Genomic DNA, 26,423 nt, shown 5'->3' with positions numbered 1-26,423 from the left:
ACACTAGCCCCGAGCATGACCGTCAGTACATTCACCGATTCAGTGGGCCTCACGAGACGCCACTGGCTCTACTTCGCCCTGATAACCGCGCTGCTGCTGTGCGACGGAATGGACGTGACCATCGTGAGTCACACCTTTCCCTCCTTAGTGAAGGAATGGGGGGTCTCCGTCGGGGGCGGCATCACGTTTGTCGAGACAGCGGGCTTCGTCTCGATGTTGATCGGAGCCGGTCTCGGACTCAGCGATCTCTTCGTGGTGGTCCTCGTCCCCATCGGCATCCTCATCGCCACCGTCGTGGGGCTCAAGCTCGACGCACGCCGCACGGCTGCCGACTCCATCGTCGGCTATCGCGAGGATCTCGCCGCGGTGGCGCCGCCTTCGAGCATCCCGACCACCTAGCCCTCGGAGATGAGGCCTCGGGCCCAGCGGCTGCCGACCATTCCGAGGTCTCACCTACCCAACAGGATAGCTCCCGTCGACTGACACAGCCGTCCACTGACCTCGGGAGAGTGCCGCCAGTTCCATCCGGGTTTGCACGCCGACCTTCCTGAGCAGGTTGGAGACGTGGAACTTCACGGTGTTGTCGCTGATGGCGAGCTGCTCGGCGATCGCCCTGTTGCGAGCACCCCCGGCGAGCAGCGTCAAGACCTCTCGCTCTCGGGCCGTGAGCGTCACCGTCTGATCGAGCGCCTCCGGCACTGGCGGCGGGTCGAGCGGCAGGCGGATCGACAGCTCCGACCCCCAGCCGCTCGTGGAAGACACCGCCAGCGTGCCGCCCAGCGCAGAGACCCTCTCCGCGATGGGGCGCAGGGAATCGTCGTGACCTGTGAGTTCTCCGCGGCCGTCGTCGCGGATACCGATCAGCAGATTCAGGCCGTCGCAATCCCATTGGATTCTCACGCGGCGAGTTTCGCCCTGGTCTACGAAGGCGAGCACGGCGTTTCGGACGATGGCTCTCGCCTCGTGCGCGATCTCTCCTGGGAGCGCCCTCCCTGTGGCTGGCGGCTCGACGAACTGAACGTCAAGATCGCTATGACGAACGAGTGGGCGGAGATCGCTGCGCAACCGGGCGAACGCGCCGACCACGGGTTCGAGCATCGCGCTGCGCTGCCGGTCTGTCGTCATCCTCAGACCGACCATCGCTGACGCCGCGATGTCGATAGCGGCCTGTCGGGCGGCGTGATCGTCGAGCCGCCGAGAACGGAGCGTCGCGAGAATCGACTCCAAGGTAAGCGCATGCCGGTCCGCCAGCTCGGCGACCGTACGCGCGTGCTCGATCAAGAGCTGCCTCGATGCCGGTGAAGGAAGGAACTCGTCGTCGCCGTAGACGTCCACCGTTTCACTATACGCCCAACACTACCTACCCGTATGACCAGGAAGGACTCCACTTTCGGTGAGCTCCTTCCGACCACGATTTGCGTCAGCATCAAAACATGACCGATTCCGATGACTCCGTCAGCGGCGCTCTGCGGTTGATCCGCACCGAGCTGGACGCCACGATCGACCTCCTGCTCGACGATCAGCAGGACGGCTCCTCCGATGTGTTGGACGTCTTCGCGAGCCTGCTGGCGGAGGCGCAACGAGTCTTCGTGCTCGGGGCCGGCCGGTCCGGTTTGGCACTGCGGATGACCGCCATGCGAATGATGCACCTCGGTCTGGAGGTGCACGTGGTCGGCGAGGTCACGGCGCCCGCGATCGGCGCCGGTGACGTGCTCCTGACCGCAAGCGGATCGGGTTCGACTCCCGGGGTCGTCAAGGCCGCGGCGACAGCCGTGGACGCGGGCGCCCGAGTCGCGGTGATCACGACGGCGGCATCGTCGCCGTTGGCAGAACTGGCCGCCGCGCTGATCATGGTGCCCGCAGCGGCGAAGCTCGACCGCAGCGGCACGGCCTCGGCTCAGTACGCCGGAAGCCTGTTCGAGCAGACCGTCGCCCTGCTCGGCGACGCCCTGTTCCACGCACTCTGGCAGCGCTCCGGCGCCTCCGCCGACGATCTCTGGCCTCGCCACGCGAATCTCGAATGACCGATCCCTCGAAGTACCCATCCACATGAAGGAAGACCACATGAAACTGCAATTCGCCATGGACACTCTCAGCACAGAAGCTGCGCTCGAACTGGCCGCCGCCGCCGCTCCGCACGTCGACATCCTGGAGCTCGGTACCCCCCTCATCAAGAGCGCCGGGCTCTCCGCCATAACGGCTGTCAAGAAGGCCCATCCCGACAAGATCGTCTTCGCTGACCTGAAGACGATGGATGCCGGTGAGCTCGAAGCGGACATTGCCTTCTCGGCCGGCGCCGATCTGGTGACCGTTCTCGGTTCCGCGGGCGACAGCACCATCGCGGGCGCCGTGAAGGCAGCCCGGAAGCACGGCAAGGGTGTCGTCGTCGATCTCATCGGAGTGGCCGACAAGCCTGCTCGTGCGAAGGAGGTCGTCGCCCTCGGCGCCGACTTCGTCGAGATGCATGCCGGGCTGGACGAACAGGCCGAAGAGGGCTTCACCTTCGCCAACCTGCTGCGCGACGGTGAGGCCTCCGGAGTACCGTTCTCGGTGGCCGGCGGCGTCAGCGTCTCGACCATCGGCGACGTCCAGCGCTCGGGTGCCCAGGTTGCCGTTGCCGGCGGGGCGATCTACAACGCTCCCGACGTGGGCGCCGCAGCGGCCGCGCTTCGCGCCGCAATCGCCTGATCGTCTTCGGCGTTCCACGCAGGAAGGCCCCGGCTCAATGAGCCGGGGCCTTCCTGTGGCTCAGACCGAAAGTTCGTGAAGGTCGATGCCTGCCGGCAAGAGCCCCAGTTCATCCCGGATACGGATGAGCAGATCGAGGCCCGCCGGATCCACATCGAGCAGACCATTCGCCCGCAGCGCCGAGAGAAAGGCCACGAGTTCGGACGTGCCGAGCAGGGCGCGCCGAACAATGAGTCCCTGCCCGGGGAATGCGGGGAACTCACGTTGAACGTTGGCAACTTCGTGCAGACCTGCAGTGCGAGCCATTTCGTCGAAGGGAGGGCCCAGCAACGTGGCGTCTGCCGATCCATCGATCAGCGCGTCGAGTCGCTTCGCGACACCACCGACCTCGACGTACTCGACCTCGGTCGACGCCTGGTGCAGCAGATAGCGCCCCACAAGTGCGAAACCGTTGGTCAAGGCATCGACGGCAAAGCGCGCAGCACGGAGATCCGAGAGCGTCCCGAACCCCTCGTCGGCGTAGATCCCCATCGGTGTCGTCGCCTCGACCTGCCCGACGATCACAGCATCGGCACCCGCATCCACCCAGGCGAAGAGATTGTCGATCGCGGTCACGACGACGTCGAGCTCACCGGAGAGCAGGCCATCGAGTTGAGCGGGGCTGCCACTCGTCCTCGTCTCGATGAGCTCGATCTCGTCGAGTGAACCTGACTCCTGAGCGGCGAGCAGGGGTGCCGGCGGGACGAAGTACGAGACACGGAGAGTCACACGTCCTCCCCTCGCGCGCGCGAGGCCTGCCATGGCGGCAATGATCCCGTCGGCGACTTGACTGAGGTGCGCTGCGTCCCCAATCCGGAGATGGTGATCTCGACGACGTCGCCGCCCTGAAGGAATCGCTTCCAGTGCGATCCGTTCCCAGCCGGTGACCCAGTGATCACGACATCACCGGGTTCGAGGGCGGCGATGGATGACGCGTAGCTAATGAGTTCGCGCACACCAAAAGCCATGTTGGCCGTCGACGAATCCTGCTTGAGCTCACCATTCAACCGGAGTTGGATGTCGAGATCCATCGGATCAGCCACGAACCGCGCGGGCACCAGCAGAGGTCCGGTCGGGAAGAACGTCGGATGGTTCTTCGCTCGGAACCAGTCGGTTCCAACCATCGCCACATCAGGTCGGGGCACGAGGGAACGTGCGGAGACGTCATTCACGATGACGTATCCAGCCACGTAGTCCAACGCGTTCGCCGTGTCGACGCGGTACGCTCGGCGACCCAGGACGACTCCGAGCTCGGCCTCCCAGTCCACGCTGGTGCCGATATCCGGCAACTGGATGTCGTCGTAGGCGCCCGATACCGCCGAGGGCAACCCCGTCCAGACGTAGGGATCTCCGGTGGCGACTCGCCGGTCGATCTCGGCGGCGGCATCCGCGAGCAGCTGCTCATCGGATGCGCCGTCCTGGCCAAGTTTGTGGGCCACCGCCATCTGCAGGATGTGTTCGCGGTAATTCACCCCGGCTGCCAGAATCGGCCCGACGGGCTGCACGGGAGGCAGCACTCGGACGCGGCCATCCTGCTCGAGTCGGTCTCGGGAGAGCGGCGGCGCCGTCGGCTCGACCAGGAAGGAGGCGAGCGTATCGAGGTTCTCGTCCCACGCGCCGAAGAGGTCACCGGTTCGTTCGACGCCCGGCAGGATCGTGCGGATGTCGTACACGTCGTCCGCGACGACGAGAACCGGAGTTGCGACCTCGTCGATGGCGAAGGTCGCGAGGGCGAAGGCCGTCACTGTGTCAGACATCCCGCTGGGCGGCTGCCGCGGCGGCGAGATCGTCTTCTGTTCCCGCGACGATGCCCTGCTCGGTCGCCGTGGGCTTCGATGCGGGCGGCGACGCCTCGAGCATCGACTCGGGGACGGTGAGGTTGCGGAACATGTCGCTCGGGCCGTCGTCGACCTCCCAGACCTTGGGCTGCCAGTCCGGCACGTAGTTGCGGTAACCGCCGGAGTTCACCTCGATCCGGAGTCCGCTGGGGTCGCGGAAGTAGAGGAAGTTCTGCTCGCCGATCCCGTGGAAGCCCGGTCCGTACTCGATGGGCACGCCGTTCTCGATGAGCACGTCGGCTGCCGCTGTGACCTGTTCGGGTGTGTCGAGCCAGAAGGCGAAGTGGTGGATCCGCCCGGGGACGTCGGACGAGTCGAGCAGGATTCCGAGGTCATGCGACTTCTCGTTCGTGGTGATGACGCCGAAGAAGGTCAGCCGAGGCTCCGGCAGTTTGGCGAAGGCCATGATGCGGAAGTCGAGCACCTCGTTGTACCAGTTCGCGAAGCCTTCGACGTCCCTGGAGGCGATCGTCACGTGGTCGAGCTGGCGAGGAGCGAAACCGGTTGTGGTCCGCTTCGAGGGCCGGTCGGGGTAGGTGGAGGCATTTTCGCCCTGAGCCTCGTAGTGCTCGACCTCCCAGAACAGCTGCATGGTATGGCCGTAGGGCCCCGTGAACTCGTACGACCTCCCGAGACCGTCGGCGGCGTCGAGCCACTGGCCCTTGTAGTCAGTGGCCTCGATACGGGCGACGACGCGATCGAGATCCTCGCCCGAGTTCGTGCGCCACGCCATGCGCACCATTCCCGCCTGCTCGCCCTGACGCAGCACCACGCTGTACTCGTAGTAGTCGCACCAGTTGCGGAGGAAGACGCGGTCACCCACCCTCCGGACGACGGTCAGCCCGACCTTCTGTTCGTAGAAGCGAATGGTCGCGTCCAGGTCGGGCGCGTAGATCTCGATGTGCGAGAGGTGGGAGAGGTACTTGCTCATGATGGTGTCCTTCACTGCGTCGTTGCACTGAACTCGCGGCACGGAGTGTCGCTCTTCTAGGCACCATCCTGTGCTCCGCCGGGTTATTACTGAATCGCTACTTCGGTATGACCGTCATCGGGATTCGGTATGACGCTGTCACTGACCCGCCGCAGGATGCCGCGGAGCCATCGATGCTCCGAGTCGTGCTCGCGATCACGGTGCCACCAGAACGCGTCTCGTACCGGATCGAGGTCGAGTGGCGCCGGCACCGTCCGTAGCCGAGGCTGCATGGCCATCGCCATCCGGGCGAAGCTCTCGGGTACGAGCGCGATGCGATCGGTTCCGATCAGCAGCGCCGGTACGACGAAGAAGTGCGGCGTCACCGCGGCGATCGTGACGTCGATTCCTCGGGACTGCAGCTGATGAATCGCGGGGGTCATCCCCTCACGCGGTGAGATGGTCTGCACCCATGGTCGTGAGAACAGCTCATCGGCGGTGGACGCGTCGCTCAACCCGGATTCTCCGTCGACGAGGCAGATCCAGGCGTCGGTGAACAGATCGATGTGCGCCTGGCCGGCTCCGTAACCGTGCGGCATGATCACGGCGTCGATGACTCGGAGGGCATCCGGCAGGCTGTTCACCAGTGCGGCATCTGCGGCGGGGAACTCGAAGCGCACGTTGGGCGCCTCTCGCTGCACGATCTGATTGAGGGCCGGCATGATCCGGGCGATCGCGTAGTCGACGCCGGCGATCGTGAACGCCCGCGTGCTGGTTGCGGCATCGAATCGGGACTGGAGCGCGAACAACTGCTCCGTCTCGGCGATCGCCCGAGGGAGATCGTGGAGGAGTCGCTCCGCGAGCGGTGACAAATCGTGCAGATTGCCCCTCCGCACGAGAAGCGGGTCATCGAAGTGGGCGCGCAATCGGCCGAGGGCGATCGACATCGCAGACTGCGACATGTGGAGCCGTTCTGCCGCACGGGTGACGTTCCGCTCCTCGAGCAGGGCTCTGAGCGGTCGGACCAGGTTGTAGTCGATCGTGGCCACTCACCCTCCCGCCTTCGACGTCACAATTGTCGCAGGCGGGAGTCGCCTCCTCCAGCGGAACCCGTTACGCGTGCGCGGTGGGCGCCGGCGCGTCCTCGACCAACGCGAGTTGCTTGAGGATGTGATCGGCCGTCCCGTCACCCTGCATCTTCTGCAGGAACTTGGTGTGGTCGAAAAAGAAGTCGCGCATCGCACGGAAAGGGGCCGGCACGTGATGGAAGATCCGTCCGGTGAAGTACGCCTGCTGCGAGACGGGGCCCGTGTGGGGCTTCCGGGCGTCTTCGAACTCCTGCAGCGCCTGCCGGAGTGCGGCGGTGGACGACGCCTTCTCCGCCGGCACGAAGCGTCGGAGGAAGTAGCCATCCTCGATCGACATCCCTGCTCCGTAGGCCGCGTAGGGGGAAGTCGGGTGGGCGGCATCGCCGATGATCATCACGCGACCCTTCGACCATTGCTTGATCGGGACCCGGTCGACGATCTCCCAGCGGTGAGTGTCTTCGGGGGCGGTCCGCTGGATGAACTGGGGAAGAGGGTCGGCGAAATGTCCGACTTTGGACAGTGCGTAGGCGCGGATATCCGATTCGGTGAAGGGCGCCCTGGGTGTCCACTTCTCCAGCACCCACCACTCGTAGCCGTCCCGGCCTTCGTGGCGGATCGGCGTGTACGAGCCCTGGACGGTGCGGTCGTGGGCGAAAACCCCTCGCGTGCCGCTCGGCTCGTCGCCGAGGAACCAGCCCCCCATGAGGTGCAGACCGTGATAGCGCTTGGGTGAATCACCCCAGAGCCCCTTCCGAACGGCCGAGTCGATGCCGTCGGCCCCGATCAGCAGGTCGACCTCCACCGGTTTGCCGCTCGCGAATTCGGCTGTCACGGAGTCACCGTTGTCCGTGAATCCGGTGAACGCACGCCCTAGCTGCAGCACCCCCGGCGGAAGAGTATCGAGCATCCGCTTGTAGAGGCCCCAGCGGATCAGACCGACAAATCCTCCGTTGTACTCGCGCGCGACGTCCTCAGGAATACGGAACTCCGCTCGCACGCGCCCGTCGTGACGGCGGAGCTGCGTGAAGGCCGGAGCTCCCATGCCCGTCATGTCGACGCCGAGCACGCGCAGGGCCTTCTGCGGGGTCGGCCACAGGTTCAGGATGTTGCCGGCGGCTTTCACCTCGGGGTACCGCTCGTAGAGCTGCACGTCCCATCCGCGCTGGCCCAGGCCGATGGCAGCTGCCAGGCCCGCGGGTCCGGCTCCGATGATAGCTGCTCGGGGTTTCATCGACATCTTCGTCATAACTCACTCCTTCGTGTGCCATCGATATGATACTGGACGTATCGTTTCGAAGATAGACCCCTAAGGGCAGAGGTTAGCGGCTACCCATCGGTTTGCTGGCCCCTCACACCGACGCCTCGCAAAGTCGAGTCGAGGATCGCGTCGGTGAACGACCGATCGATGCCCCCTACGTGGAGCAGCAATCGAAAGTAGAGCGGGGCGTAGAGCAGCTCGGCAGTGGCCGCCGCGTCGATGTCGCGCTGCAGCACTCCCTCATCGACAGCTCGCTCGATGATCGCGATCGCCGTGTGAGAGCGAGGCTGGAAGAAGCGATCGTTGAACATCGCCATCGCTTCACGATCGCTTTGGCATTCGGCGATCAGCTGCGCCATTAGCCGCCCCTCCCAGTCGCCGTACACCGCCGCGAGCGACGCCAGGTGCTCGCGGAGCGCCTCGAGGGCTGGGAGGTCCGTGCGCACCGGAGTACGGGCGAGGTGATTATCGAGAATGGTGTCCAGAACCACCTCGGCCTTGCTCGACCACCAGCGGTAGATGGTGGTCTTGCTGACGCCGGCCTCTCGGGCGATCCGCTCGATCGAGAGCTTACGAACGGAGAGGGCGTCGGGGTTGCGCTCGTCGAGCAGGTCCATGGTCGCCTTCAGGATCGCCTGTCTGCTCTGCTCGCTCCGCTCAACCATGGTCCGACTCTATTGGGACTTCTCCACTCGGTCCTTCCGCGCGCGAGCGAAGTCCGCATATTCCTGGAGGAGGTCGGCGTCATCGACCGCGCCGAGGTCGACGACGTCCGCCACGTCGGCGCCCTGCAGCAATCGCTTCACGGGGACCTCGAGCTTCTTCCCCGTTCGGGTATGCGGGATGGCCCGCATGAAGACGAGCTCGTCGGGAAGATACCGTGCGGAGAGGTTGGTTCGAATGGCGCCCTCAATCCCTCTCCGCGCGTCCTCGAGGTCGGCGCCGTCCGCTAGCTGCACGAAAAGCGGCATGTAGTAGTCGTCCCCCATCTCCGCGCCAATCACCAACGCCTCGACGACGGCACCGAGCGATTCGACGGCCGTGTAGATGTCGGCGGAACCGAGGCGCAAGCCGTTGCGGTTGAGAGTCGAGTCCGAGCGGCCGTGGATGATGATCCCGGTGTCGGTGAACTCGATGAAATCGCCATGCCGCCAGACACCGGGGAATGTGTCGAAGTAGCTGGCGTGATAGCGCTCACCACTGTCGTCACCCCACAGGCGCAGCGGCATCGACGGCATCGGCGCCGTGATCACCAGCTCTCCCTTGCCCAGGGCAGGGTGCCCGTCGTCGCCCCAGGACTCCACGCTCACGGCCAGTGCGGGCACCTGGATCCTCCCGACGTGCACGGGGACCGTGGGCACCCCACCGACGAAGACCGACGCGATATCGGTACCTCCACTCATCGAGCACAACCAGACGTCGCCCACCGCACGATAGACCCAGCGGTACCCGTCCGTGGAGAGCGGCGACCCTGTCACTTGAACGGCGCGCAGCCGGCCGAGGTCATGGTCCCGCCCGGGCGTCAGCCCCGCCTTGGCACAGGCATGGACGAATCCCGCACTGACACCCAACACTGCCGCGCCTTCGTCGGCGGCGACCTGCCAGACCCTGTCGATGCTGGGGTACGTCGGATTGCCATCGAGCAGCACGGCGGTCGCCCCCACCGCGAGAGCACAGATCAGGGCGTTCCAGACCACCCAGCTCGTCGACGCGATGAGCAGGTATCTGTCCCCCTCGCGGAGGTCGGCGTGAACAAGGAGGAGCTTGGCGTTCTCGAGAAGCGCGCCACCGTGGCCATGCACGATGCCCTTGGGGATACCGGTGGTGCCCGACGAGAAGAGCACCCAGAGGGGATGACTGAACTCGACGGGCGCGTACTCGAGGTCGGCCGGAGTGGCGGTCGCTTCCTCCCAGCTGATCGCGTGTTGCTCGACGTCCACCGAGCTCATGGCGCTGTGTCGCGTCACCCAGATGACCGTTTCGACATCGGGCAACCGGCGCATCACCTCGGTGATCTCGCTGCGTCGGTCGCGGTCCGTGCCGCCGAGACGGTAGCCAGGGGCGGCGAGGATGATCTTCGGAGCCAGCTGCGTGAATCTCGAAATGATCGCTCCCGAGCCGAACTCAGGAGCGCACACCGACCAGACGGCGCCGATCGCCGCGGTGGCGAGCAGGCCAATCAGTGCTTCAGGCACGTTCGGCAGGATCGCTGCGACCCGGTCTCCGGGTTCGACGCCGAGTCGCCGCAGCTGGGCGGCCAGTGCTGCGACCTCGCGGCGCACATCGTCCCAGCACCACTCCTCGCGATCGCCGTCTTCTCCGATCGCGACGATCGCCACGCCCTCTCGGCCTTCGAGGAGGTGCCTGGCGAAGTTGAGCGTGCGGCCGGGGAACCATCGGGTGAAGGGCATCGGATCGGTCGTCCTGACCGGGCCGTCGGAGCCCGACAGATCCACCCCCGCGAAGTCGGCGAAGTGATCCCAGAACCGCTCCGGATGATCCACAGACCATTGCCACAGGGTCTCGTAGGAGTCGTCCACCACCACGCCCGCGTCGCGTAAGGACGAGGCGAGCCGGAGCACATTCGACTCGGCGACCGTATTCTCATCGGGACGCCAGATGACCGAACCATCTGCGGCGTCCTGGTCGATGATCACGCGAGGGTCTCGACGCCGACAGCAGACTCCCGGCGGGCTTGGGCGATCCGGTCTGGGGAGATCGGCGGGGTGCCGATCAGCACGAACAGCATGCGCACGTTCGCGTCGGTACGGTTCGACCAGGAATGGTTCGTCGCCCTCTGGACTACGACGTCTCCGGGGCCCAGTGTGGCTTCACCCTCGTCGACCAGCAGGGTGATCTCGCCTTCCAGGACTACCGCGTAGTCGAGCGATTCACTTCGATGGAACCAGAAGTGGCGGGCGGATTGCACCCGCTCACCGCCTTCGTGACCGCCGTGGTCGTCGATCTCGGCGAAGATCGTCGCACCGGCGTCGGGCGGATACGACGAGTCCGGGGGGAAATCGGCGATACGGAGGATCGTCCCTCCTGGAGAGGCGAACGACGGCACGACGCCCGGTGCCGGAGCAGCGTCGGCGTCGGAAACGAGATCGATCGCTTCGGGTCCGGTCCACCAGGGAACGGTGGCGCCGAGCCCGGGGATCGAGTCGGAGCGGAAGGTGTGCGGTGCGATGTCGTCGAGCAGGATGATCGCGCGTCCGTCATCGTCGTGCCCGGTGACGACCCGGCGGATCTGCGGTCCGCCGGTCATGCGGCCGTCTCCTCAGCGTGAGGGTTGTGCTTGGGGGTCGGCCACCAGGGGACCTTCTCCGGCTCCGGCGCGATCGGCGATCGCAAGGTCCCGATGCCCTCGACCTCGAGCTCGACCACGTCACCGGGCTGGAGGAAGCGGCCGAGTTCGATTCCGGATCCGAACCCCATCGTGCCGGAGCCGATCACGTCCCCCGGCTGGAGCCGATCCATGATCGACACGAACGCCACCAGCTCGGCGGGGCTGTAGACGAAGTTCTCGACCCGCGTGTTCGACTGCACCTCGCCGTTCACCCGGACCTGGCCGGTGAGTCCCTCAATCGACCCGATCTCATCCAGGGTGGTCACCCACGGCCCGATTCCGTAGGCGAAGTCCTTGCACTTTTGCGGCCCCATGCCGACACCGAGTTCGAATCCCTGCGCGTCGCGGGCACTGAAGTCGTTGAAGATGGTCAAGCCGAAGACGTGCTCGAGAGCATTGTCCGGATTCAGGTTGCGGCCCGGCTTGCCGATGACGTAGCCGAGCTCGAGCTCGTAGTCGAGCTGCTCCGTGTACCCGGGGTACGGGATGACCTCATTGTTGCCGAACGAGACGCCTGTCGACCCCTTGAAGTACCCGGGCCTGACATAGATACCGGGGTTCGGCGGAGCGCCCACGACATCTCGGAAGAAGTTCGTGATGTGTCCCTCGAATGTGAGGCCATCACGGATCACCGGCGCATCGACGGCGGCGCGCCACACGACCTCATCGATCGCCAGGGATGCATCATCGGCCGCCGCAAGGGCTGCATCGATCTGCTCTCGGAACACCGGACCCGCGCCGATCGCCGACGACAGACTACCGGGGAACAGAGCACCCGCGATCCGGGCGGCGCTCTCCTCGGTTGCGCTCCGGCGAAGCTGCATGAGCCGATGCGCTTGAGCCAGGTCGATGACACGGGAGTTCTCGGGTTCGACGGCGACCAGCCTGATCTGCTCGCCGTCTGGGGTCGACACTGCTATTCTGCCCAGCTTCGTCACGGGGTACCTCCTTCGATGGATGACACCGCCACGCTGGGGTGTCCCGGGGAAATACTATACGGTACGATCAGTATCGAATAGGGAAAGGTCACAGAGTCGTGGTTCAACACCCAGCACCCGACGACGCCGTCATCGTCGCCTACCACCGGACGCCGTTCGGCCGCGCCCGAAAAGGATCCCTAGCCACCGAGAGGCCAGAGGATCTCGCACTCGTTGCGATCAGGGCGACGCTGGCGAGTGTCCCTCAACTGAGCTCCGCGGACCTCGATGACTTCTACCTCGGCACGGCCGTTCCAGAGAGGGCGCAGGGTGACAACATCGCGCGTCGCGTCGCTGTGCTCGCGGGTCTTGATCGCCTTCCCGCCGCGACCGTGAACCGCTTCTGCGCATCCTCGCTCCAAGCGGCAGCAATGGCGGCCCAGGCGATCAGAGCCGGCGACGCCGACACCGTCCTCGTCGGCGGAGTCGAGTCGACCTCATCCACTCCCCCGCTCACCGCCTCTCCCTACCCAGGCTCGGAGACAGCAGAAGCACGCGCTGATCATCTCTTCAATAAGGGCGAGACATGGACGGATCCACGCGAACATGGCCTGGTTCCCGATGTCTACATCACTACCGGCAAGACCGCCGAGTTCGTCGCCCAGATCACCGGCACCAGCCGACGCGACCAGGACGAATGGGCACTGGCATCCCATCAACGCGCCATCCGGGCGCGCGATAATGGCTTCTACGATCGCGAGATCACTCCCGTGAAGCGACGAGATGGTGTGATCGTGTCCACGGACGATGGCCCCCGCCCGTCGACCTCTCTCGAGATACTGTCCGGCCTCCCGGCAGCGTTCCGTGAACACGGCAGCGTGACCGCAGGCAATTCAAGCCCGCTGAACGACGGCGCATCAGCAGCCATCATCACGAGCGCCAGCTACGCAAGAGCGCACGGCATCACTCCCCTGGCGCGCATTCTGGGTTCGTCGGCGAGTGGGCTCTCACCCGAGATCATGGGTCTCGGGCCGGTGGAAGCCACCCGAAAACTTCTGAAGCGACTCGGCATGACTCTGCGCGATTTCGACCTGATCGAACTCAACGAGGCCTTCGCCGCGCAGGTGGTGCCGGTGGTGAGGCAGTTGGAAGCCGACCCCGAGCGGGTCAACGTGCACGGCGGTGCAATCGCTCTCGGACACCCGTTCGGGGCCACGGGGGTGCGCCTTCTCGGCACACTCACCTATGGCCTTCACGATCGCGACGGCCACCTCGGTCTGGCCACCCTCTGTGTCGGCGGGGGCCAGGGCATGGCGCTTGCGATCGAGCGACTGCAGTAGAAGCGGATGCCTTACGTCCGGTCTTCGGACCGGGATGACTGAAAGCGGAGCACACCATGGCTATAGACCCGTTCGTACAGGGCCTCCTAGATGCGGATCAGTCGCTCGGATGGTTGGGAATCGCGGTGACTCACGCGGAAGGAGGATTTGCTACCGCTGAGCTCATCGTCAGTCCGAACATGGGCAACGGGCACCGCGTCGCGCACGGCGGGGTCGTCTTCGCTCTCGCCGACACGGCGTTCGCGATGGCCGCCAATTCCGTGCTGCACGGCGCTCCCACAGCGGATGCTTCGATCGTCTATCTGGCACCGAGTCCGATCGGCGAGAAATTGATCGCCTCAGCTCAGGTCACGTATTCCGACCGACGCAGAGCCGTCGTCGACGTCACCGTCACAGCCAGCGGCACGACAGTGGCGGTCTATCGGGGCACCGCCCGGACAGCACGACAGCATTCGTCTCCTACCGGTCACTGAATCGCGGACAGCGAATCGGCTCCGAGGTGGAACGCTCATTGGTTAGTCCGCAATGCATGGATATCCGCGCCCCGGTGTCTCAATAAACAAAAGCTTTTCGAGACGCGCAAAGCCTCTCTTGAGCCGCCGGAAGAGGTGGCGGAATTCCGGGGCGCGATCTGTCTTGGAAAGATGTCTTACCGTGAGATGTCTTTTGCGCGACACTTCTAGCAGTTTGTGAGGCAGAATTGCCGGGTGAGATATCTCGGGTATACGCGGGTCAGCACAAGAAGCCAGGACGCGAAGTTGCAGGTCGACGCTTTGGTGAAATCAGGTGTGCAGGAGCGTGATATTTTCGCTGATGTCACGTCGGGCAGCCGTACCGCGATCTCGCGCCCCGGGATAAAGAAGATGCTCGAGCACGCTCAGCCCGGGGACACCGTCGTGGTGTGGCGGGTCGATCGCCTCGGCCGGTCCCTCATCGATGTGCTCAACACGGTGAAGCTGCTCCGAGACCAGGACATCCAGGTGAAGAGCATCTCGGATGGCATCGACCCGTCGACGACGTCGGGCCGGTTGATGCTGAACATGCTTGCCACCTTGGCCGAGTACGAACGCGAGCTGATCACAGAAAGGGTGAACGCAGGGATCACAGCCGCCCGAAATAGCGGCACCAAGTTTGGTCGGCCCTTGTCCGATCCTGTGGTCGTTGCCGACAAACTGAAGCTTGTCACCGAAACGCGGGCGAAGGGCCGCACGGCGGAGGATGCGGCAAAGCTCGTCGGGTGGAGTCGTGCCACTTTGTACCGGCATCAGCAGGCCTTCGCGGCCCGCGAGAGCACCACTGTGTAGGTGACTCGTGGACGCGGCCGAGCGGTGGCGTGTTCTTCGGCTGCATGTCGAAGATCAGATCCCTCTCGCCGCCCTCGCCCGTGAAACGGGGATCTCCGCTCGGACTCTGCAGCGTTGGACCCAGCTCTACCGCGCAGGCGGCATTGCAGCGCTCGTCCCTCATGCGCGCATAGACAAAGGTGTCCGCCGAACTTCGACCGAGACGGTCGCTTTCATCGAACGACTGGCGCTCACTCGGCCGCGCCCAAGTCTCGCCACGCTGCATCGTCTCGCCGTCACCGATGCTCAGGCGCGTGAGCTGCCGGCGCCGAGCTATGCGACCGTGCGGCAAATCGTCCAAGCTCTCGATCCGGCCTTGGTCACCTTGGCGTTGGAAGGGCCAGTGTCGTACCGAGACAAGCACGAGCTCGTCTTTCGCCGCCGCGCGGAACATCCCAACCAGACATGGCAGTCCGATCACACTGAACTCGACATCCTCATCACCGGCGCGGACGGGAAGCCTGACCGGCCGTGGTTGACGACCGTGATGGACGACTACTCCCGCGCAATCTGCGGATACATGGTCTTCACCGGCGCCCCATCAGCTATTAACACAGCCCTCGCCCTCCGGCAGGCAATCTGGCGGAAGACCGACCCGGCGTGGGCGATGTGCGGCATCCCCGACATTCTGCACGTCGACCACGGCTCCGACTTCATCAGCCACCACCTCGAACGAACCGCGATCGCCCTACATATCAGGATCATCCACTCGACCGTCGGCCGGCCACAGGGGCGCGGCAAGATCGAAAGGTTCTTCGGCACCATCAACGCCGAACTTCTGACCGCCCTCCCCGGCCACCTCGGACCAGGCAGCCGAGCGCCAACTCCGGTCCTCGACCTTGCCGGACTCGACCGTGCGATCGGCAGATTCATCGGCACCTATAACGACCGGACCCATCGCGAGTTGGGGATCTCACCGCGTGACGCCTGGGTTGCCGACGGTTGGCTGCCACGGATGCCCGACAGCCTTCAAGAACTCGACGGACTACTCCTTACCGTTCCAAAGAACCGAGTAGTGCAACGCGACGGCATCCACTTCCAAGGCCAGCGCTACCTAGCCCCAACGCTCGCTCCGTTTGTGGGGCGCACCATCACGATCCGGTACGACCCCAGAGGCATTTCCGAGATCCGCGTCTACGACCGAGACGCCTTCATCTGCACCGCCATCGACGAAGCCCACCCCAACCTGCGTCTCAGCCTCCGCGACATCGAGACTGCGCGCCGGGCTCGCCGTAAGCAGCTGCGGCGAGCCATCGACGATCGCATCCCGACTGTTGTCACCCGTGAGGAACCTCGCACCCCCGAACTAACGAAGCGGCGGCCGAAGCTGCGCACCTACGAAGAGGACGAGTGATGAACCAAGCATTCATCGTCACCAAGGAACACCGACGCTTCACGGAGTTTGCCAACGCCGTGCGGAAGGAGAAGACCATCGGGATCTGCCACGGCGCTGCCGGCGTCGGGAAGACGAACTCCCCCCGCCGCTACGCCAACTGGGAAGCGCTCGAGCCCTACATCAACGAGTGGGGCCCGCGTGGGGACCACGATGCGAAGCATTACGCCCTCGCGAACCGATCCCGCACCGTCTTCTACACACCAGAAGTCCTCTGCCGCCCTAAAGAACTTATGCGCGACATCGATCACTGGCAGGTGAAAGTCGGCATCTGCGCCGACGAGCACCTCCGGTCTCTGATGCCTGAGTCGGAAAGGGTCCGGCAGAACGACGTCACCCGCCTCGTAGAACTCCTCATCATTGACGAGGCCGAACGACTCACCCCAACCGCCCTCGAGCTGCTCCGCGATCAGCACGATCGCACCCACCGGGCGATAATCCTGATCGGCATGCCGGGCATCGACGAACGATTCCGCCACTACCCCCAGCTCTACAGTCGACTCGGATTCTCCCACCACTACCGCGCCCTCGGACGCGACGAACTCCTCTTCGTTCTCGATCGCCACTGGAAACGACTCGGCAAGACACTCGACCCCGACGACTTCACCGACGCCCAAGCCATAGCCGCCATCGAACGCATCACCCGCGGCAACTTCCGCCTTCTCGAGCGGCTCTTCCCCCAGATCAACCGGGTACTCAAGATCAACCAGCTCGACACGATCACCGACGACGTCATTGAGGCCGCTGCCAGCATCCTCGAGCAAGAGCGTAGCGGCGAAGGCGTCGAAGGCGCTTTCAGACGGACGCTCCTCTGCTCGCACCAAGAGCATCGCTGCCAGCGCCCTCTCTCAGAGGAAGCGCTGAGCGACTAGAGAGCCGGCGCCGATCCGTCGGCCCTCTATGGCGAGTGCGGCCACCGCCCGCACTCGCTTGACAAGACCGAAGAGGCAGGGAGAACCGCTCGTGACTAAATACCATCTTGAAGACATCGATGTCGACAGGTTCGCTCGTCAATGGCTCGAAGGGCTAGACAGTGACACGGCGTCGTCGCGCGGTCTCTTGGACCACAAAGGCATGGGGCCGTACTTCATGATTTCGAACATCGGACCCCAGGCAGTGGAACCTGACTCATCTACAGATGAGCTAGTGCTCTACGCCGTCCTCGCAGCGTTTCAGAACGCCGATTTCTCTGGTCGCCACGAGGAAGTCTGGGACAGCTTCGAGGGGCATCTCGATGCCGCATTCCACTACGCGAACGCGATCGGGCGGACGGGAGTTGCCCGCTCACTGCTCGCCGGTGTCGTCCGGCGGGCGACCCGGGAAAGCGGAGGGTTCTCTGATCAGCTCACAGCGGCCTCTTTGAAGAATGACCCCGCCCAAATCGCCGCCCACGAACAAGAAATGGCTCACATCCTCGACCGCGACGTGCGCGCAGCACACCTACTCGATCCGAGGGTGTCGATTGACGAACTGATCCTGAGCCCCGAGCTGGAAGATTGACGCAGCCCGCCCTTGAGGGCGGTGAAGATGAAAAGGCCGGCCCTGTGGGCCGGCCTTTCTCGCGTCCCGGGGCAGACATCGGTCGCCTCACGCAGCAGCGAGCGTCGCCCATATCAAGCCGGCGGTGCACACGACCAGGCCGATCGTCGCGGCAACAAGAACCCATGAAGCGAGTCGTAGACGCTCGTTCATGTGCTGGTCAAGTTTCGCCCGCTGCTCGATTGTCCAGACATCGAGCTTCTGTTGAGCCCCCCAAACGACGTCCCGGCCGCCGACCTGGCGCAGGAGTCGTCCGATCCGTTCTAGATCCTCCGCCGTTGGCTCGGGAATCTCATGCGATGACTGTGTTGGGCTCATGCGGGAACAGTCCCACAGCTTAGCGGCGGGCGCAATCATCAGGAGGCGAGCCTGTCAGATGTTCTGACATAATTACGACTATCGGGGACCGTGATGGGCAATACGCGTTGCTGGATCTCGTGGCTACCTTGCTGCCCGGTTCAGATGCTAGTCATGAAAACAGGTTCGCCTCCACCGAGGGCTACTACTCGAGGCGGCGATGAGTCAGTTGGACGCGCCGCACGTCTTCGACCCTTCGGTTGGGGCTGGCGCCAAGCCCGTTCCGTACCTCGCGCATGTTACGGAGACGGGCGCCGGCTCTTCGCGACGCGGGGACTAGCGCTTACGAATGGATCGACGCTCCCCAAACACTGCCCGATGCCCAACGCTTGCGTTACCGACTGCCGCTGATGCGGAGATAACGAAGGCCCTGCTTCTCAGCGTTTCCAAGGGAGTCGGAGCCTTGGCCCTGGAGGTGACGGTGGGATCTGAACCCGGATGGCAAGCATGTGCCGAAGGCAACCCATCGCGTCCGGACCGCTCATCGCCAAAATATGCACCAGAAGTGCACCACGCCCGACCCCGGATACGGAAAAACCCCCGATTTCTCGGGGGTTTCCATGGCGGTGACGGTGGGATTTGAACCCACGGTAGGGGGTTACCCTACACAACTTTTCGAGAGTTGCACCTTCGGCCGCTCGGACACGTCACCGCGGACTAGCTTACGACAAGCCGCGCCACGGCGCGAATCGGAGCGACCGGTTATCTCCGGCGCGACCTGGGGACCGTCGACGACCGCCCGGTTAGGATGGCCTAAGTGACGCGAAGGAGGCGAACCATGGGTTTCATCACATCGGAGGCGCTGGCCGAGACCGGGTACGTGGTGCTCGACGACCACGACCAGGCGTCCGACCCCGCCGAGTGGCTCGACCTCACCTACATCGGCTGGCGCTCGTCGGGCGTGACGCGCTTCGCCCCTCTGGCGAGCTACGCGGGCGAGATCGAGTGCAACGGCTTCTGGAACCAGACCCCGCCCCGCAGCGACAAAGACGGCGTCTGGGTCGAGTCGCAGGTCGCGATCGCTCCCACCCTGCAGCGCCGAGCACTCGAGCCCGGCGCGGGAGTGGGTCGCTGCCGGGTCATCGAGCTGCAGCCCAACGAGTATGCAGATGCCGTCTACAACCTGCATCAGGACGACAACAACCGGCTGAACGAAGAGGGCACCGGCTGGGTCGTGCGGGGGTACTACAACCTCTCCGACGACACCGACTCGCTGCTGCTGCTGCGCTCTGACCGCTTCGATCCGGCGACCGAGATCCGTCTGCCGCTGCGCCAGGGGTCGCGGATCATCGTCGACACCCAGCGTTTCTGGCATGCCGTGTGGCACCGGGGCACGGCGCCGCGGTTCGCGCTGATCACCTCGTGGACATCGGGTCCCGAACTCGACGCCTACATCGCCGCGAACCATGGCGACCCGCATCCCCCGACCGTCGACCTCGACCCGCGCCTCGTCGATGACGCACAGGTCGAACTGCACCGGCGCATCGAGGAGCGCCGCCGCGTCTTCGAAGCCCAGGGCATCGTCATGGAGCCCCGCGCCGACCTCAGCGTCTGACGGGCACCACCGCTCTTCGTCTGCGCCCCGTTCGTTGAGCGAGCGCAGCGAGACGAAACGCGCCCTCCCTCGACGACCAGATCTGCACCCCGTTCGTTGAGCGAGCGCAGCGAGACGAAACGCGCCCCTACACCGAAATGGTGCGACCGTCCTCGAGTCGCACGACACGATCGACCGTCCCGCGCGGCGGCTCGACATGCGAGATGAGCAGCACCGACTGCTCCCCCGCCGCCTGCAGCAGATCGTTCAGCAGCGCATCGGAGGCATCGGGATCGACACCCGCCGTCGGCTCGTCGAGAACGAGCACCGGGAATCCGCGCAGCAGCGCCCTCGCGAGCGCGATCCGCTGCGCCTGACCACCCGACACCAGACCGCCGCGGTCGCCGACCCGAGCGTCCAGGCCGCCGCGCTCGCGCACCCAGGCGCCGAGGCCCACGCGGTCCAGCACAGCCAACAGCTCCTCGTCCGTCGCTGTGTCGCGGGCGAAGAGCAGGTTCTGGCGGATGTCCTCGTCGAACAGCTGCGGCGTCTGCTCGCACAGGCCGATCGTTCTTCGCAGGGCCGGACCCGACATCCTCCAGGCGCCCATGCCTCCGACGGAATACTCGCCGTCGACCCGCAGAAAGCCGACCAGCGCCGCCGCCAGAGAACTCTTGCCCGCCCCGCTCGCTCCGGCGACCAGCACCCGCTCCCCCGGCTGCAGATCGAGATCGACGCCCCGCAGCGCCGACGAGCCTCCGGGCCACCAGGCGCGCACGTCCCGCAGCCGCAGGGCCGGGACTCCAGAGATCTCGACGTCCTCGCCGTCGTCGGATCGCAGCTCGGCCGGCGCCTCGGACGGCAGCACGTCGACGATCCGCTCCGCGCTGGAGCGCACACTGCGCCACGACGCGGCAGCGATCGGCACCGCACCGAACACCTCGAACACGACCATCGGGACGAGCACGGCGACCGCGAGCCACGGCCCGTCGATCGCCCCGGTCACGAGCCCGGGAGCGGCGACGGCGAGGGCCCAGACCGACGCCGCACCCGCGACGGCCGAGACGACCCCGGCAGCGATCGCCTGTGCGAGCGAGGCCGTGCCGACGGCGCGGCGGAGCTCGGCATCCGCCTGCGCGACCCGTTCCCGCGCCTGGGCCTCGGCCCCGTAGGCCAGCAGCACGTCGAGCGCGCCGAAGTAGTCGGTCAGTGCGGCCGACAGATCGCCACGACGACGCGAGACCGCCGCCTCGGCCCGGGAACCGAAGAGCCAGCCGAGCCCGACGGCCGCGGCCGCCGCGATCACCAGGCAGGCGAGAAGCGTCAATGCCGCGGGCACCGACACGAACAGGAGGAACACGACCGCCCCCGACGCGACGAGGCCCGCGACCGCGAGCGGCTGCACCACCCGCAGCGGGAGGTTCTGCAGGTTCTCGACGTCGTCGACGAGCGCGGACTGCACGCGTCCGTGATCGGTGCGCCCGAGACCTGCCGGCGACAGCGGCGTGAGGCGTCGCACCATGTCGGCACGGGTCGACGCGAGCTGGCGCAGCGCCGCATCGTGTCCGCTCAACCGTTCGAGGTAGCGGGTCACCGCCCGCGAGACGGCGAAGAAGCGCACACCGACGACCGCGATCGACAGCGGGACGAGAGAGTCCACGATCGAGGCACTGACGATCAGCCAGCCGCTCACCGCGAGCAGGCTGACCGCGGCACCGGCCGAGAGGAACCCCCAGATCAGACCGGGCAGGAACCGGCGGGCCCGCGGCTGCGCCAGACGCAGGATGCCGCGCACGCGGCCCTCCACGCCCGGGCCGTGAGCCTGTCGAGCGGTCATACGCCCACCCCCAGGGTGACGATGCGATCGGCGATGTCCCTCGCCGAGCGGCGGTGCGAGACGAGGATGACCGTGGCTCCGGCATCCGCCCGGGCGCGCAGCGACGCCCACAGCCGCGCCTCGGTCTCGGGATCCAGCGCACTGGAGGGCTCGTCGAGAGCCAGCAGGGAGTGCGGGTGACGCCCCCGTCGATACAGGGCGCGTGCGACGGCGACGCGCTGCGCCTGCCCACCCGAGAGGCCGCTGCCCTGCACGCCCAGCTCGAATGCCGGGTCGAGCTCGTTCGCGCAGGCGTCGTCGAGCGCGCGGCGGATGCCCTCGGCATCCGGGGCGGCGTCACCCAGCGCCACGTTCTCCGCGATCGTGCCGCGGCTGAGCTGGGGCCGCTGTCCGCTCCAGGCCAGCCAGTCCGCGGGGGCGAGGCTGCGCACGTCGACGCCGTCGACCGTGGCGGCCCCCTCGAACTCGGTCGCACCGCGCAGAGCGGCGAGCAGACTCGACTTGCCCGCACCGCTCGGTCCCTCGATCAGGGTGACGGTTCCGGGGGTCGCGGTGAACGAGACGGGCGCAAGGTCGCGCACCCGGAGGTCTGAGACGACCAGGTCTCCGCGGGCCGCCGTTCGCGATTCAGCATGAAGATCTCCGGGGCCGGACTCACGGCCACCGGCACGCGGTTCCCCGACATCTCGTGCTGAATCGTGAACGCCGCCCGCCTGAGCCCCTGCCGCGTCGAGCACCTCGAACACGTCCTCGGTGGCCGCGACGCCCTCCGCAGCTGCGTGGAACTGCACGCCCACCTGGCGGATCGGCAGGAACGTCTCGGGCGCGAGCAGCAGCACGAACAGACCGACCTCGAGCGACAGATCGCCCGACAGCAGGCGGAACCCGACGGCCACCGCGATCAACGCCACGGCCAGCGAGGCGAGCAGCTCCATCGCGAACCCCGACAGAAACGAGAACCGCAGCACCTTCATCGTCTCGCGACGGTACTCGTCGGCCGTGGCCTCGATCTGGGCGGCGGCACGGCGCTCGCGGCCGAACAGCCGCAGCGTCGACAGCCCCTGCACCGTGTCGGCGAAGCGGGCGGCGAGGCGCTGCAGCGTCTGCCACTGCGTGCGCTGCACGGTGCGGGTGGCGATGCCGATCAGAATCAGGAAGAGCGGGATCAGCGGCAGGGTGATGAGCGCGGTCAGACCGCTCGGCCAGTCCTGCCACCACATCACCGCGAGCAGCACCGGCGTCGCGATGACCGTGAGCACCAGCTGCGGGATGTACCGGGCGAAGTACGCGTCGAGCGCCTCGAGCCCGTGTCCCGCGGTGACGGCGAGACCGGCCTGGTTGCGCTGTGCGAGCCATCCGGGTCCGAGGCGTCCGACGGCGGCGATGAGCGCGGCGCGCAGCTGCATCCCGGTCTTCGCCGCCGCGCGCGTGCCGGCGGCATCCGACGCGGCGATGAGCGCCCCGCGCAGGGCGGCGAGCGCGAGCAGCCAGAGCAGCGACGCCATCACGTCGCGTCCGGCGAGCGCGCCGATGACGGCATCGGTCAGCATCCACGCGAACGCGATCGTGACCGCGGTCTGGGCGACGCCGATCACCCCGGACAGCAGCAGGAAACCCCGTGCGGCGCTCGCATACCGGAGCAGGCGGATGTCGACCGGCTTCATCGGACAGCGCGTTTCGTCTCGGGCGCGCTTCGCACGGCCTCGCTCAACGACCGAGTCTCGGGCGCGCTGCGCGCGGCCTCGCTCAACGACCGGGTGAACGCGGCCTCATACAACCGATTCACGCGTGCGCCGGAGCCCCCTCGATCGAGCTGCGGGTGACCCGCTTGCGGAAGATCCAGTAGGTCCACGTCTGGTACGCCAGCACGAGCGGCAGGGCGATCAGGGCGGTCCAGCTCATGATGGTCAGCGTATACGGCGTGCTCGACGCGTTCTCGATCGTGAGGCTGAAGGCGGGATCGATCGTCGACGGCATCACGTAGGGGAACAGCGCCGCGAACAGCATCACGACAGCGGATGCCACGGTCACCGCACCCGCGGTGAAGGCGCGTCCGTCGCGGCCGCGCAGCGAGAACACGACCGAGCCGATCAGCGCGAGCGCGGCGACGAGCCCGCATCCGATCACCATCAGCATGAGCGGTGCGTCACGCTCCCCGGCGATGCCGATCGTCCACAGCACCGTGCCTGCCGCCGCCAGCACCGTCGGGCCCGCCGCGAGCTTCACCAGGCGTCGAGCATCCGCGTGCACCTGTCCGTCGGTCTTGAGCGCGACGAACAGCACGCCGTGCAGGAAGAACAGCAGCAGGGTCGTGACTCCGACCAGCAGCGCATACGGGTTCAGCAGCGCGAAGAACCCGCCCACGTAGATGTGGTTCGCATCGATCGCCACGCCCTGCACGATGTTGCCGAAGGCGACGCCCCAGAGCAGCGCGGGCACGGCCGAGCCGATCACGATCATCCGATCGAAGCCGGCCTTCCACTGCGCGCTCTCGCGCTGGTGCCGGTACTCGAACGACACCCCGCGCAGGATCAGCGCGAGCAGGATCAGCAGCAGCGGCAGGTAGAACCCGCTGAACAGCGTCGCGTACCACTCGGGGAACGAGGCGAACAGGCACGCGCCGGCCACGATGACCCAGGTCTCGTTGAGATCCCAGATCGGGCCGATCGTGTTGATGACCTGGCGCCGCGAGACGTCGTTCTTGCCGAGGAACGGCAGCGACATGCCCACGCCGAAGTCGAACCCGTCGAGCACGAAGTAGCCGACGAAGAGGAAGGCGACGATCCAGAACCACATGTATTCCATGACTGTTCCCTCTCTCTCAGTACACGACCGACGGCAGCTGGGCCGTCTCCTCGTGAGGCTGCTCTTCGGTGTCGGGGCCCTTCTGGGCCGCGCGGATGATGAGACGGATCTCGACCACGGCGAGCGCCGCGTAGATCGCGGTGAAGGCGATCAGCGAGATGAGCACCTCGACGCCGCTGACACCGGGCGAGACGCCGTCCTGGGTGGTCATGAGGCCGAACACGATCCAGGGCTGTCTGCCCATCTCGGTGAAGACCCAGCCCATGATGTTGGCGACGAGCGCGAGCGGGAACGACCAGATCGCGAGCTTCCACATCCACGGAGCCGGCGGCTTCTTGGCGCCCTTGCGAGTGACCCAGAGTCCGACGACGGCGACGAGCGCTGCGGCCATGCCCAGGCCGATCATCCAGCGGAAGGCCCAGTAGGTGACCCAGAGGATCGGGGCGAACTCGGTCAGACCGGTGTCGGCGAAGGTGCTGGCGTACTCGGCGTTCAGATCGTTGATGCCGTGCACGCAGGCGTCGAACGTGTGGGTGGACAGGAGCGACAGCAGGTACGGCACGCGGATGGAGAACAGCTCGGAGCTGCCGTCGGGCGTACCGAGCGTGAAGAGGCTGAAGGAGGCATCCGGTCCGCACACCGTGTTGAACGTCGCCTCCGCCGCGGCCATCTTCATGGGCTGCGCGGCGTACATCGCGAGACCCAGCTGGTCGCCGGTGAGCACGACGCCCGCGGTCGAGAAGATCATCGCCCAGAGTCCGAACTTCAGCGAGATGCGCATCGTGTCGAAGTGCTGCCCCCGTGCCAGGTGCCAGGCCGAGACGGAGATCACGACACCGGCTGCGAACATCAGCGCACCGAAGATCGTGTGCGGGAAGGCCGCGAGGGCGACGGGGTTCGTCAGCAGCGCCCAGAAGTCGACCAGCTCGGCGCGGTTGGTCACGGGGTTGTACTCGTAGCCGACCGGGTTCTGCATGAACGCGTTGGCGGCGATGATGAAGTACGCCGACAGGATGCTGCCGATCGAGACGCACCAGATGGTGGCGAGGTGCAGCTTCTGCGGAAGTTTGTCCCACCCGAAGATCCACAGCCCGATGAACGTCGCCTCGAAGAAGAAGGCCAGCAGTCCCTCGAAGGCGAGCGGAGCGCCGAACACATCACCGACGAAGCGGGAGTAGTCCGACCAGTTCATGCCGAACTGGAACTCCTGCACGATGCCCGTGACCACGCCCATGGCGAAGTTGATCAGGAAGATCTTGCCGAAGAACCGCGTGAGGTGCAGGTACTGCACCTTGCCGGTGCGCACCCACGCGGTCTGGAAGATCGCGGCGACGAGCGCCATGCCGATCGTGAGCGGCACGAACAGGTAGTGGTAGACGGTGGTGAGTCCGAACTGCCATCGGGACAGGACCAGCGGGTCGAGCCATTCCATGAGCCACTCCTTCTTCGTGCCCTGGTGCCACGCTAATGACGGGCCTGCCGCCCCCGTGGGGCTGCCGGCCGTGAATAAGGCAGATGCGCGCCTAGGCGGCGGTCATCTCCGTCAGCGTCAGCTGCACGACGCACTCCGCAGGTACAGCGCAGTCCGCCGGGAGGGCGGAGGTGCGCACGGCCTCGGCGGCGAGTGGCCCACCGGCTTGGGTGAGCACCCCCTGCATGAGGCCGAGGTGCACGGTGCACAGCATCGGACGGTCTTCGGCGCGGCCCGCGGCGTGCGGGCAGGGGCTGAGATCGACGGTGAGCTGCTCGTCATCGACGACGGGCTCGAAGCCGCTCTCTTCCAGATGTTCGATCAGGGCGTCCAGCTGATAGGTCGCGTCGCGCCCCAGAGCCGAGGCGGATGCCGGCAGCACCCGGCGCAGCAGGTCGCCGCGCTCGGCGGCGGCCTTGGCCTTGTTCCTCGCGATGGGGCTCGACGCGTCGGCAGTCCCGGTGGCGGCGCTGTACAGGGTGCGCGGGCGGCCGCGGGTGGTGCGGTGCTCGCTCGTCTGGATCACGTAGCCGCCTTCGATGAGGCGCTGCAGGTGCTCGCGCACCGTGTTCGGATGCAGGCCCGTGGCCCGGCACAGCTCGTCGATCGTGCGCTCCGCTCGCGTCTGCACGAGATGCAGGATCTGCACTCGGGAGAACGTCGAGATCGGCCCGCAGACGGGCCCGCCATTGGCCATGACTCCAGTATCCCGTGGCC

26 protein-coding genes and 1 tRNA gene are annotated in these 26,423 nt (G+C 66.1%); 10 read left to right on the top strand and 17 right to left on the bottom strand.

Features of this window, described 5'->3' with window-relative positions; all coding sequences use genetic code 11:
* The first annotated feature begins 15 nt into the window (after positions 1-15).
* Complete coding sequence (locus FQ142_RS04020) at positions 16-399, top strand: hypothetical protein (protein ID WP_149422314.1); 384 nt, start codon at positions 16-18, stop codon at positions 397-399.
* A gap of 54 nt (positions 400-453) precedes the next feature.
* On the opposite strand, the gene FQ142_RS04015 is transcribed toward FQ142_RS04020, so the two are convergent.
* Complete coding sequence (locus FQ142_RS04015) at positions 454-1,335, bottom strand: LuxR C-terminal-related transcriptional regulator (protein WP_316502112.1); 882 nt, start codon at positions 1,333-1,335, stop codon at positions 454-456.
* A 98-nt stretch (positions 1,336-1,433) separates the two neighbouring features.
* Here FQ142_RS04015 and hxlB point away from each other — a divergent pair, with 98 nt between their 5' ends.
* A complete protein-coding gene (gene hxlB / locus FQ142_RS04010; RefSeq protein ID WP_149422313.1) occupies positions 1,434-2,024 on the top strand; it encodes a 6-phospho-3-hexuloisomerase in 591 nt (196 codons plus the stop codon).
* A 40-nt stretch (positions 2,025-2,064) separates the two neighbouring features.
* Positions 2,065-2,688: a 3-hexulose-6-phosphate synthase gene (gene hxlA, locus FQ142_RS04005; protein WP_149422670.1), complete on the top strand. Its 624-nt coding sequence runs from the start codon at positions 2,065-2,067 to the stop codon at positions 2,686-2,688.
* 60 nt (positions 2,689-2,748) lie between these two features.
* Here the strand turns inward: hxlA and FQ142_RS04000 are convergent, their stop codons facing one another.
* From FQ142_RS04000 to FQ142_RS03960, 9 genes are all read right to left on the bottom strand, one after another.
* Positions 2,749-3,489, bottom strand: a complete 741-nt coding sequence (locus FQ142_RS04000) for an ABC transporter substrate-binding protein (protein WP_149422312.1) — start codon at positions 3,487-3,489, stop codon at positions 2,749-2,751.
* Positions 3,453-4,484: a fumarylacetoacetate hydrolase family protein gene (locus FQ142_RS03995; RefSeq protein ID WP_149422311.1), complete on the bottom strand. Its 1,032-nt coding sequence runs from the start codon at positions 4,482-4,484 to the stop codon at positions 3,453-3,455. The genes FQ142_RS04000 and FQ142_RS03995 overlap by 37 nt, the downstream gene beginning before the upstream one ends.
* Positions 4,477-5,496, bottom strand: coding sequence for a VOC family protein (locus tag FQ142_RS03990; protein ID WP_149422310.1), 1,020 nt, complete (start codon positions 5,494-5,496; stop codon positions 4,477-4,479). Before FQ142_RS03990 ends, FQ142_RS03995 begins: the two co-directional genes overlap by 8 nt.
* 86 nt (positions 5,497-5,582) lie before the next feature.
* The gene (locus FQ142_RS03985) at positions 5,583-6,524 is read right to left on the bottom strand and encodes a LysR family transcriptional regulator (RefSeq protein WP_149422309.1); all 942 of its coding nucleotides are present in this window, start codon (positions 6,522-6,524) and stop codon (positions 5,583-5,585) included.
* Positions 6,525-6,588: 64 nt separating this feature from the next.
* Positions 6,589-7,809, bottom strand: coding sequence for an FAD-dependent oxidoreductase (locus FQ142_RS03980; protein WP_149422308.1), 1,221 nt, complete (start codon positions 7,807-7,809; stop codon positions 6,589-6,591).
* Positions 7,810-7,889: 80 nt separating this feature from the next.
* Positions 7,890-8,486 carry a TetR/AcrR family transcriptional regulator gene (locus tag FQ142_RS03975; RefSeq protein ID WP_149422307.1) on the bottom strand — a complete coding sequence of 199 codons (597 nt, stop codon included), beginning with the start codon at positions 8,484-8,486 and terminating at the stop codon, positions 7,890-7,892.
* 9 nt (positions 8,487-8,495) lie between these two features.
* Entirely contained in the window at positions 8,496-10,478 is a 1,983-nt protein-coding gene (locus FQ142_RS03970; protein WP_149422306.1) for an acetoacetate--CoA ligase, read from the bottom strand.
* Positions 10,475-11,089 (bottom strand): cupin domain-containing protein, encoded by a 615-nt coding sequence (locus tag FQ142_RS03965; protein WP_149422305.1) that lies wholly within the window; start codon positions 11,087-11,089, stop codon positions 10,475-10,477. Before FQ142_RS03965 ends, FQ142_RS03970 begins: the two co-directional genes overlap by 4 nt.
* Entirely contained in the window at positions 11,086-12,108 is a 1,023-nt protein-coding gene (locus tag FQ142_RS03960; protein WP_149422304.1) for a fumarylacetoacetate hydrolase family protein, read from the bottom strand. The genes FQ142_RS03965 and FQ142_RS03960 overlap by 4 nt, the downstream gene beginning before the upstream one ends.
* 98 nt (positions 12,109-12,206) lie before the next feature.
* Here FQ142_RS03960 and FQ142_RS03955 point away from each other — a divergent pair, with 98 nt between their 5' ends.
* The 6 genes from FQ142_RS03955 (at position 12,207) to FQ142_RS03930 (ending at position 17,663) form a co-directional block, all read left to right on the top strand.
* Positions 12,207-13,427 (top strand): acetyl-CoA C-acyltransferase, encoded by a 1,221-nt coding sequence (locus FQ142_RS03955; protein ID WP_149422303.1) that lies wholly within the window; start codon positions 12,207-12,209, stop codon positions 13,425-13,427.
* A gap of 56 nt (positions 13,428-13,483) precedes the next feature.
* The gene (locus FQ142_RS03950; protein ID WP_149422302.1) at positions 13,484-13,900 is read left to right on the top strand and encodes a PaaI family thioesterase; all 417 of its coding nucleotides are present in this window, start codon (positions 13,484-13,486) and stop codon (positions 13,898-13,900) included.
* 234 nt (positions 13,901-14,134) lie between these two features.
* On the top strand, positions 14,135-14,731 hold the full coding sequence (locus tag FQ142_RS03945; RefSeq protein ID WP_149422301.1) for a recombinase family protein: 597 nt from the start codon (positions 14,135-14,137) through the stop codon (positions 14,729-14,731).
* 7 nt (positions 14,732-14,738) lie between these two features.
* Positions 14,739-16,124 (top strand): Mu transposase C-terminal domain-containing protein, encoded by a 1,386-nt coding sequence (locus tag FQ142_RS03940; RefSeq protein WP_149422300.1) that lies wholly within the window; start codon positions 14,739-14,741, stop codon positions 16,122-16,124.
* Entirely contained in the window at positions 16,124-17,035 is a 912-nt protein-coding gene (locus tag FQ142_RS03935) for an AAA family ATPase (RefSeq protein ID WP_149422299.1), read from the top strand. Before FQ142_RS03940 ends, FQ142_RS03935 begins: the two co-directional genes overlap by 1 nt.
* 91 nt (positions 17,036-17,126) lie before the next feature.
* Positions 17,127-17,663 carry a hypothetical protein gene (locus tag FQ142_RS03930; RefSeq protein WP_149422298.1) on the top strand — a complete coding sequence of 179 codons (537 nt, stop codon included), beginning with the start codon at positions 17,127-17,129 and terminating at the stop codon, positions 17,661-17,663.
* Positions 17,664-17,750: 87 nt separating this feature from the next.
* Here the strand turns inward: FQ142_RS03930 and FQ142_RS03925 are convergent, their stop codons facing one another.
* Both FQ142_RS03925 and FQ142_RS03920 read right to left on the bottom strand, forming a co-directional pair.
* Positions 17,751-18,020, bottom strand: coding sequence for a hypothetical protein (locus tag FQ142_RS03925; RefSeq protein ID WP_149422297.1), 270 nt, complete (start codon positions 18,018-18,020; stop codon positions 17,751-17,753).
* A gap of 600 nt (positions 18,021-18,620) precedes the next feature.
* A tRNA-Ser gene (locus tag FQ142_RS03920) sits at positions 18,621-18,711 on the bottom strand.
* Positions 18,712-18,837: 126 nt separating this feature from the next.
* On the opposite strand from FQ142_RS03920, the gene FQ142_RS03915 reads away from it, so the two are divergent.
* Positions 18,838-19,614 carry a hypothetical protein gene (locus FQ142_RS03915; protein ID WP_149422296.1) on the top strand — a complete coding sequence of 259 codons (777 nt, stop codon included), beginning with the start codon at positions 18,838-18,840 and terminating at the stop codon, positions 19,612-19,614.
* A gap of 127 nt (positions 19,615-19,741) precedes the next feature.
* Here the strand turns inward: FQ142_RS03915 and cydC are convergent, their stop codons facing one another.
* The 5 genes from cydC to FQ142_RS03890 all read right to left on the bottom strand — a co-directional run bounded on the left by cydC (position 19,742) and on the right by FQ142_RS03890 (position 26,403).
* Entirely contained in the window at positions 19,742-21,430 is a 1,689-nt protein-coding gene (gene cydC, locus FQ142_RS03910; RefSeq protein ID WP_149422295.1) for a thiol reductant ABC exporter subunit CydC, read from the bottom strand.
* Entirely contained in the window at positions 21,427-23,094 is a 1,668-nt protein-coding gene (cydD, locus tag FQ142_RS03905) for a thiol reductant ABC exporter subunit CydD (protein ID WP_149422294.1), read from the bottom strand. Before cydD ends, cydC begins: the two co-directional genes overlap by 4 nt.
* 118 nt (positions 23,095-23,212) lie before the next feature.
* On the bottom strand, positions 23,213-24,235 hold the full coding sequence (gene cydB, locus FQ142_RS03900) for a cytochrome d ubiquinol oxidase subunit II (RefSeq protein WP_149422293.1): 1,023 nt from the start codon (positions 24,233-24,235) through the stop codon (positions 23,213-23,215).
* A gap of 16 nt (positions 24,236-24,251) precedes the next feature.
* The gene (locus tag FQ142_RS03895; protein WP_056415537.1) at positions 24,252-25,667 is read right to left on the bottom strand and encodes a cytochrome ubiquinol oxidase subunit I; all 1,416 of its coding nucleotides are present in this window, start codon (positions 25,665-25,667) and stop codon (positions 24,252-24,254) included.
* Positions 25,668-25,758: 91 nt separating this feature from the next.
* A complete protein-coding gene (locus FQ142_RS03890) occupies positions 25,759-26,403 on the bottom strand; it encodes a helix-turn-helix transcriptional regulator (RefSeq protein ID WP_149422292.1) in 645 nt (214 codons plus the stop codon).
* Positions 26,404-26,423: the final 20 nt, after the last annotated feature.

It is taken from the genome of Microbacterium sp. ANT_H45B, assembly GCF_008369345.1.
Classification (GTDB): Bacteria; Actinomycetota; Actinomycetes; order Actinomycetales; family Microbacteriaceae; genus Microbacterium.
Note: the sequence above shows the minus strand (reverse complement) of the source record. Positions and strands in the feature narration are given on the sequence as shown.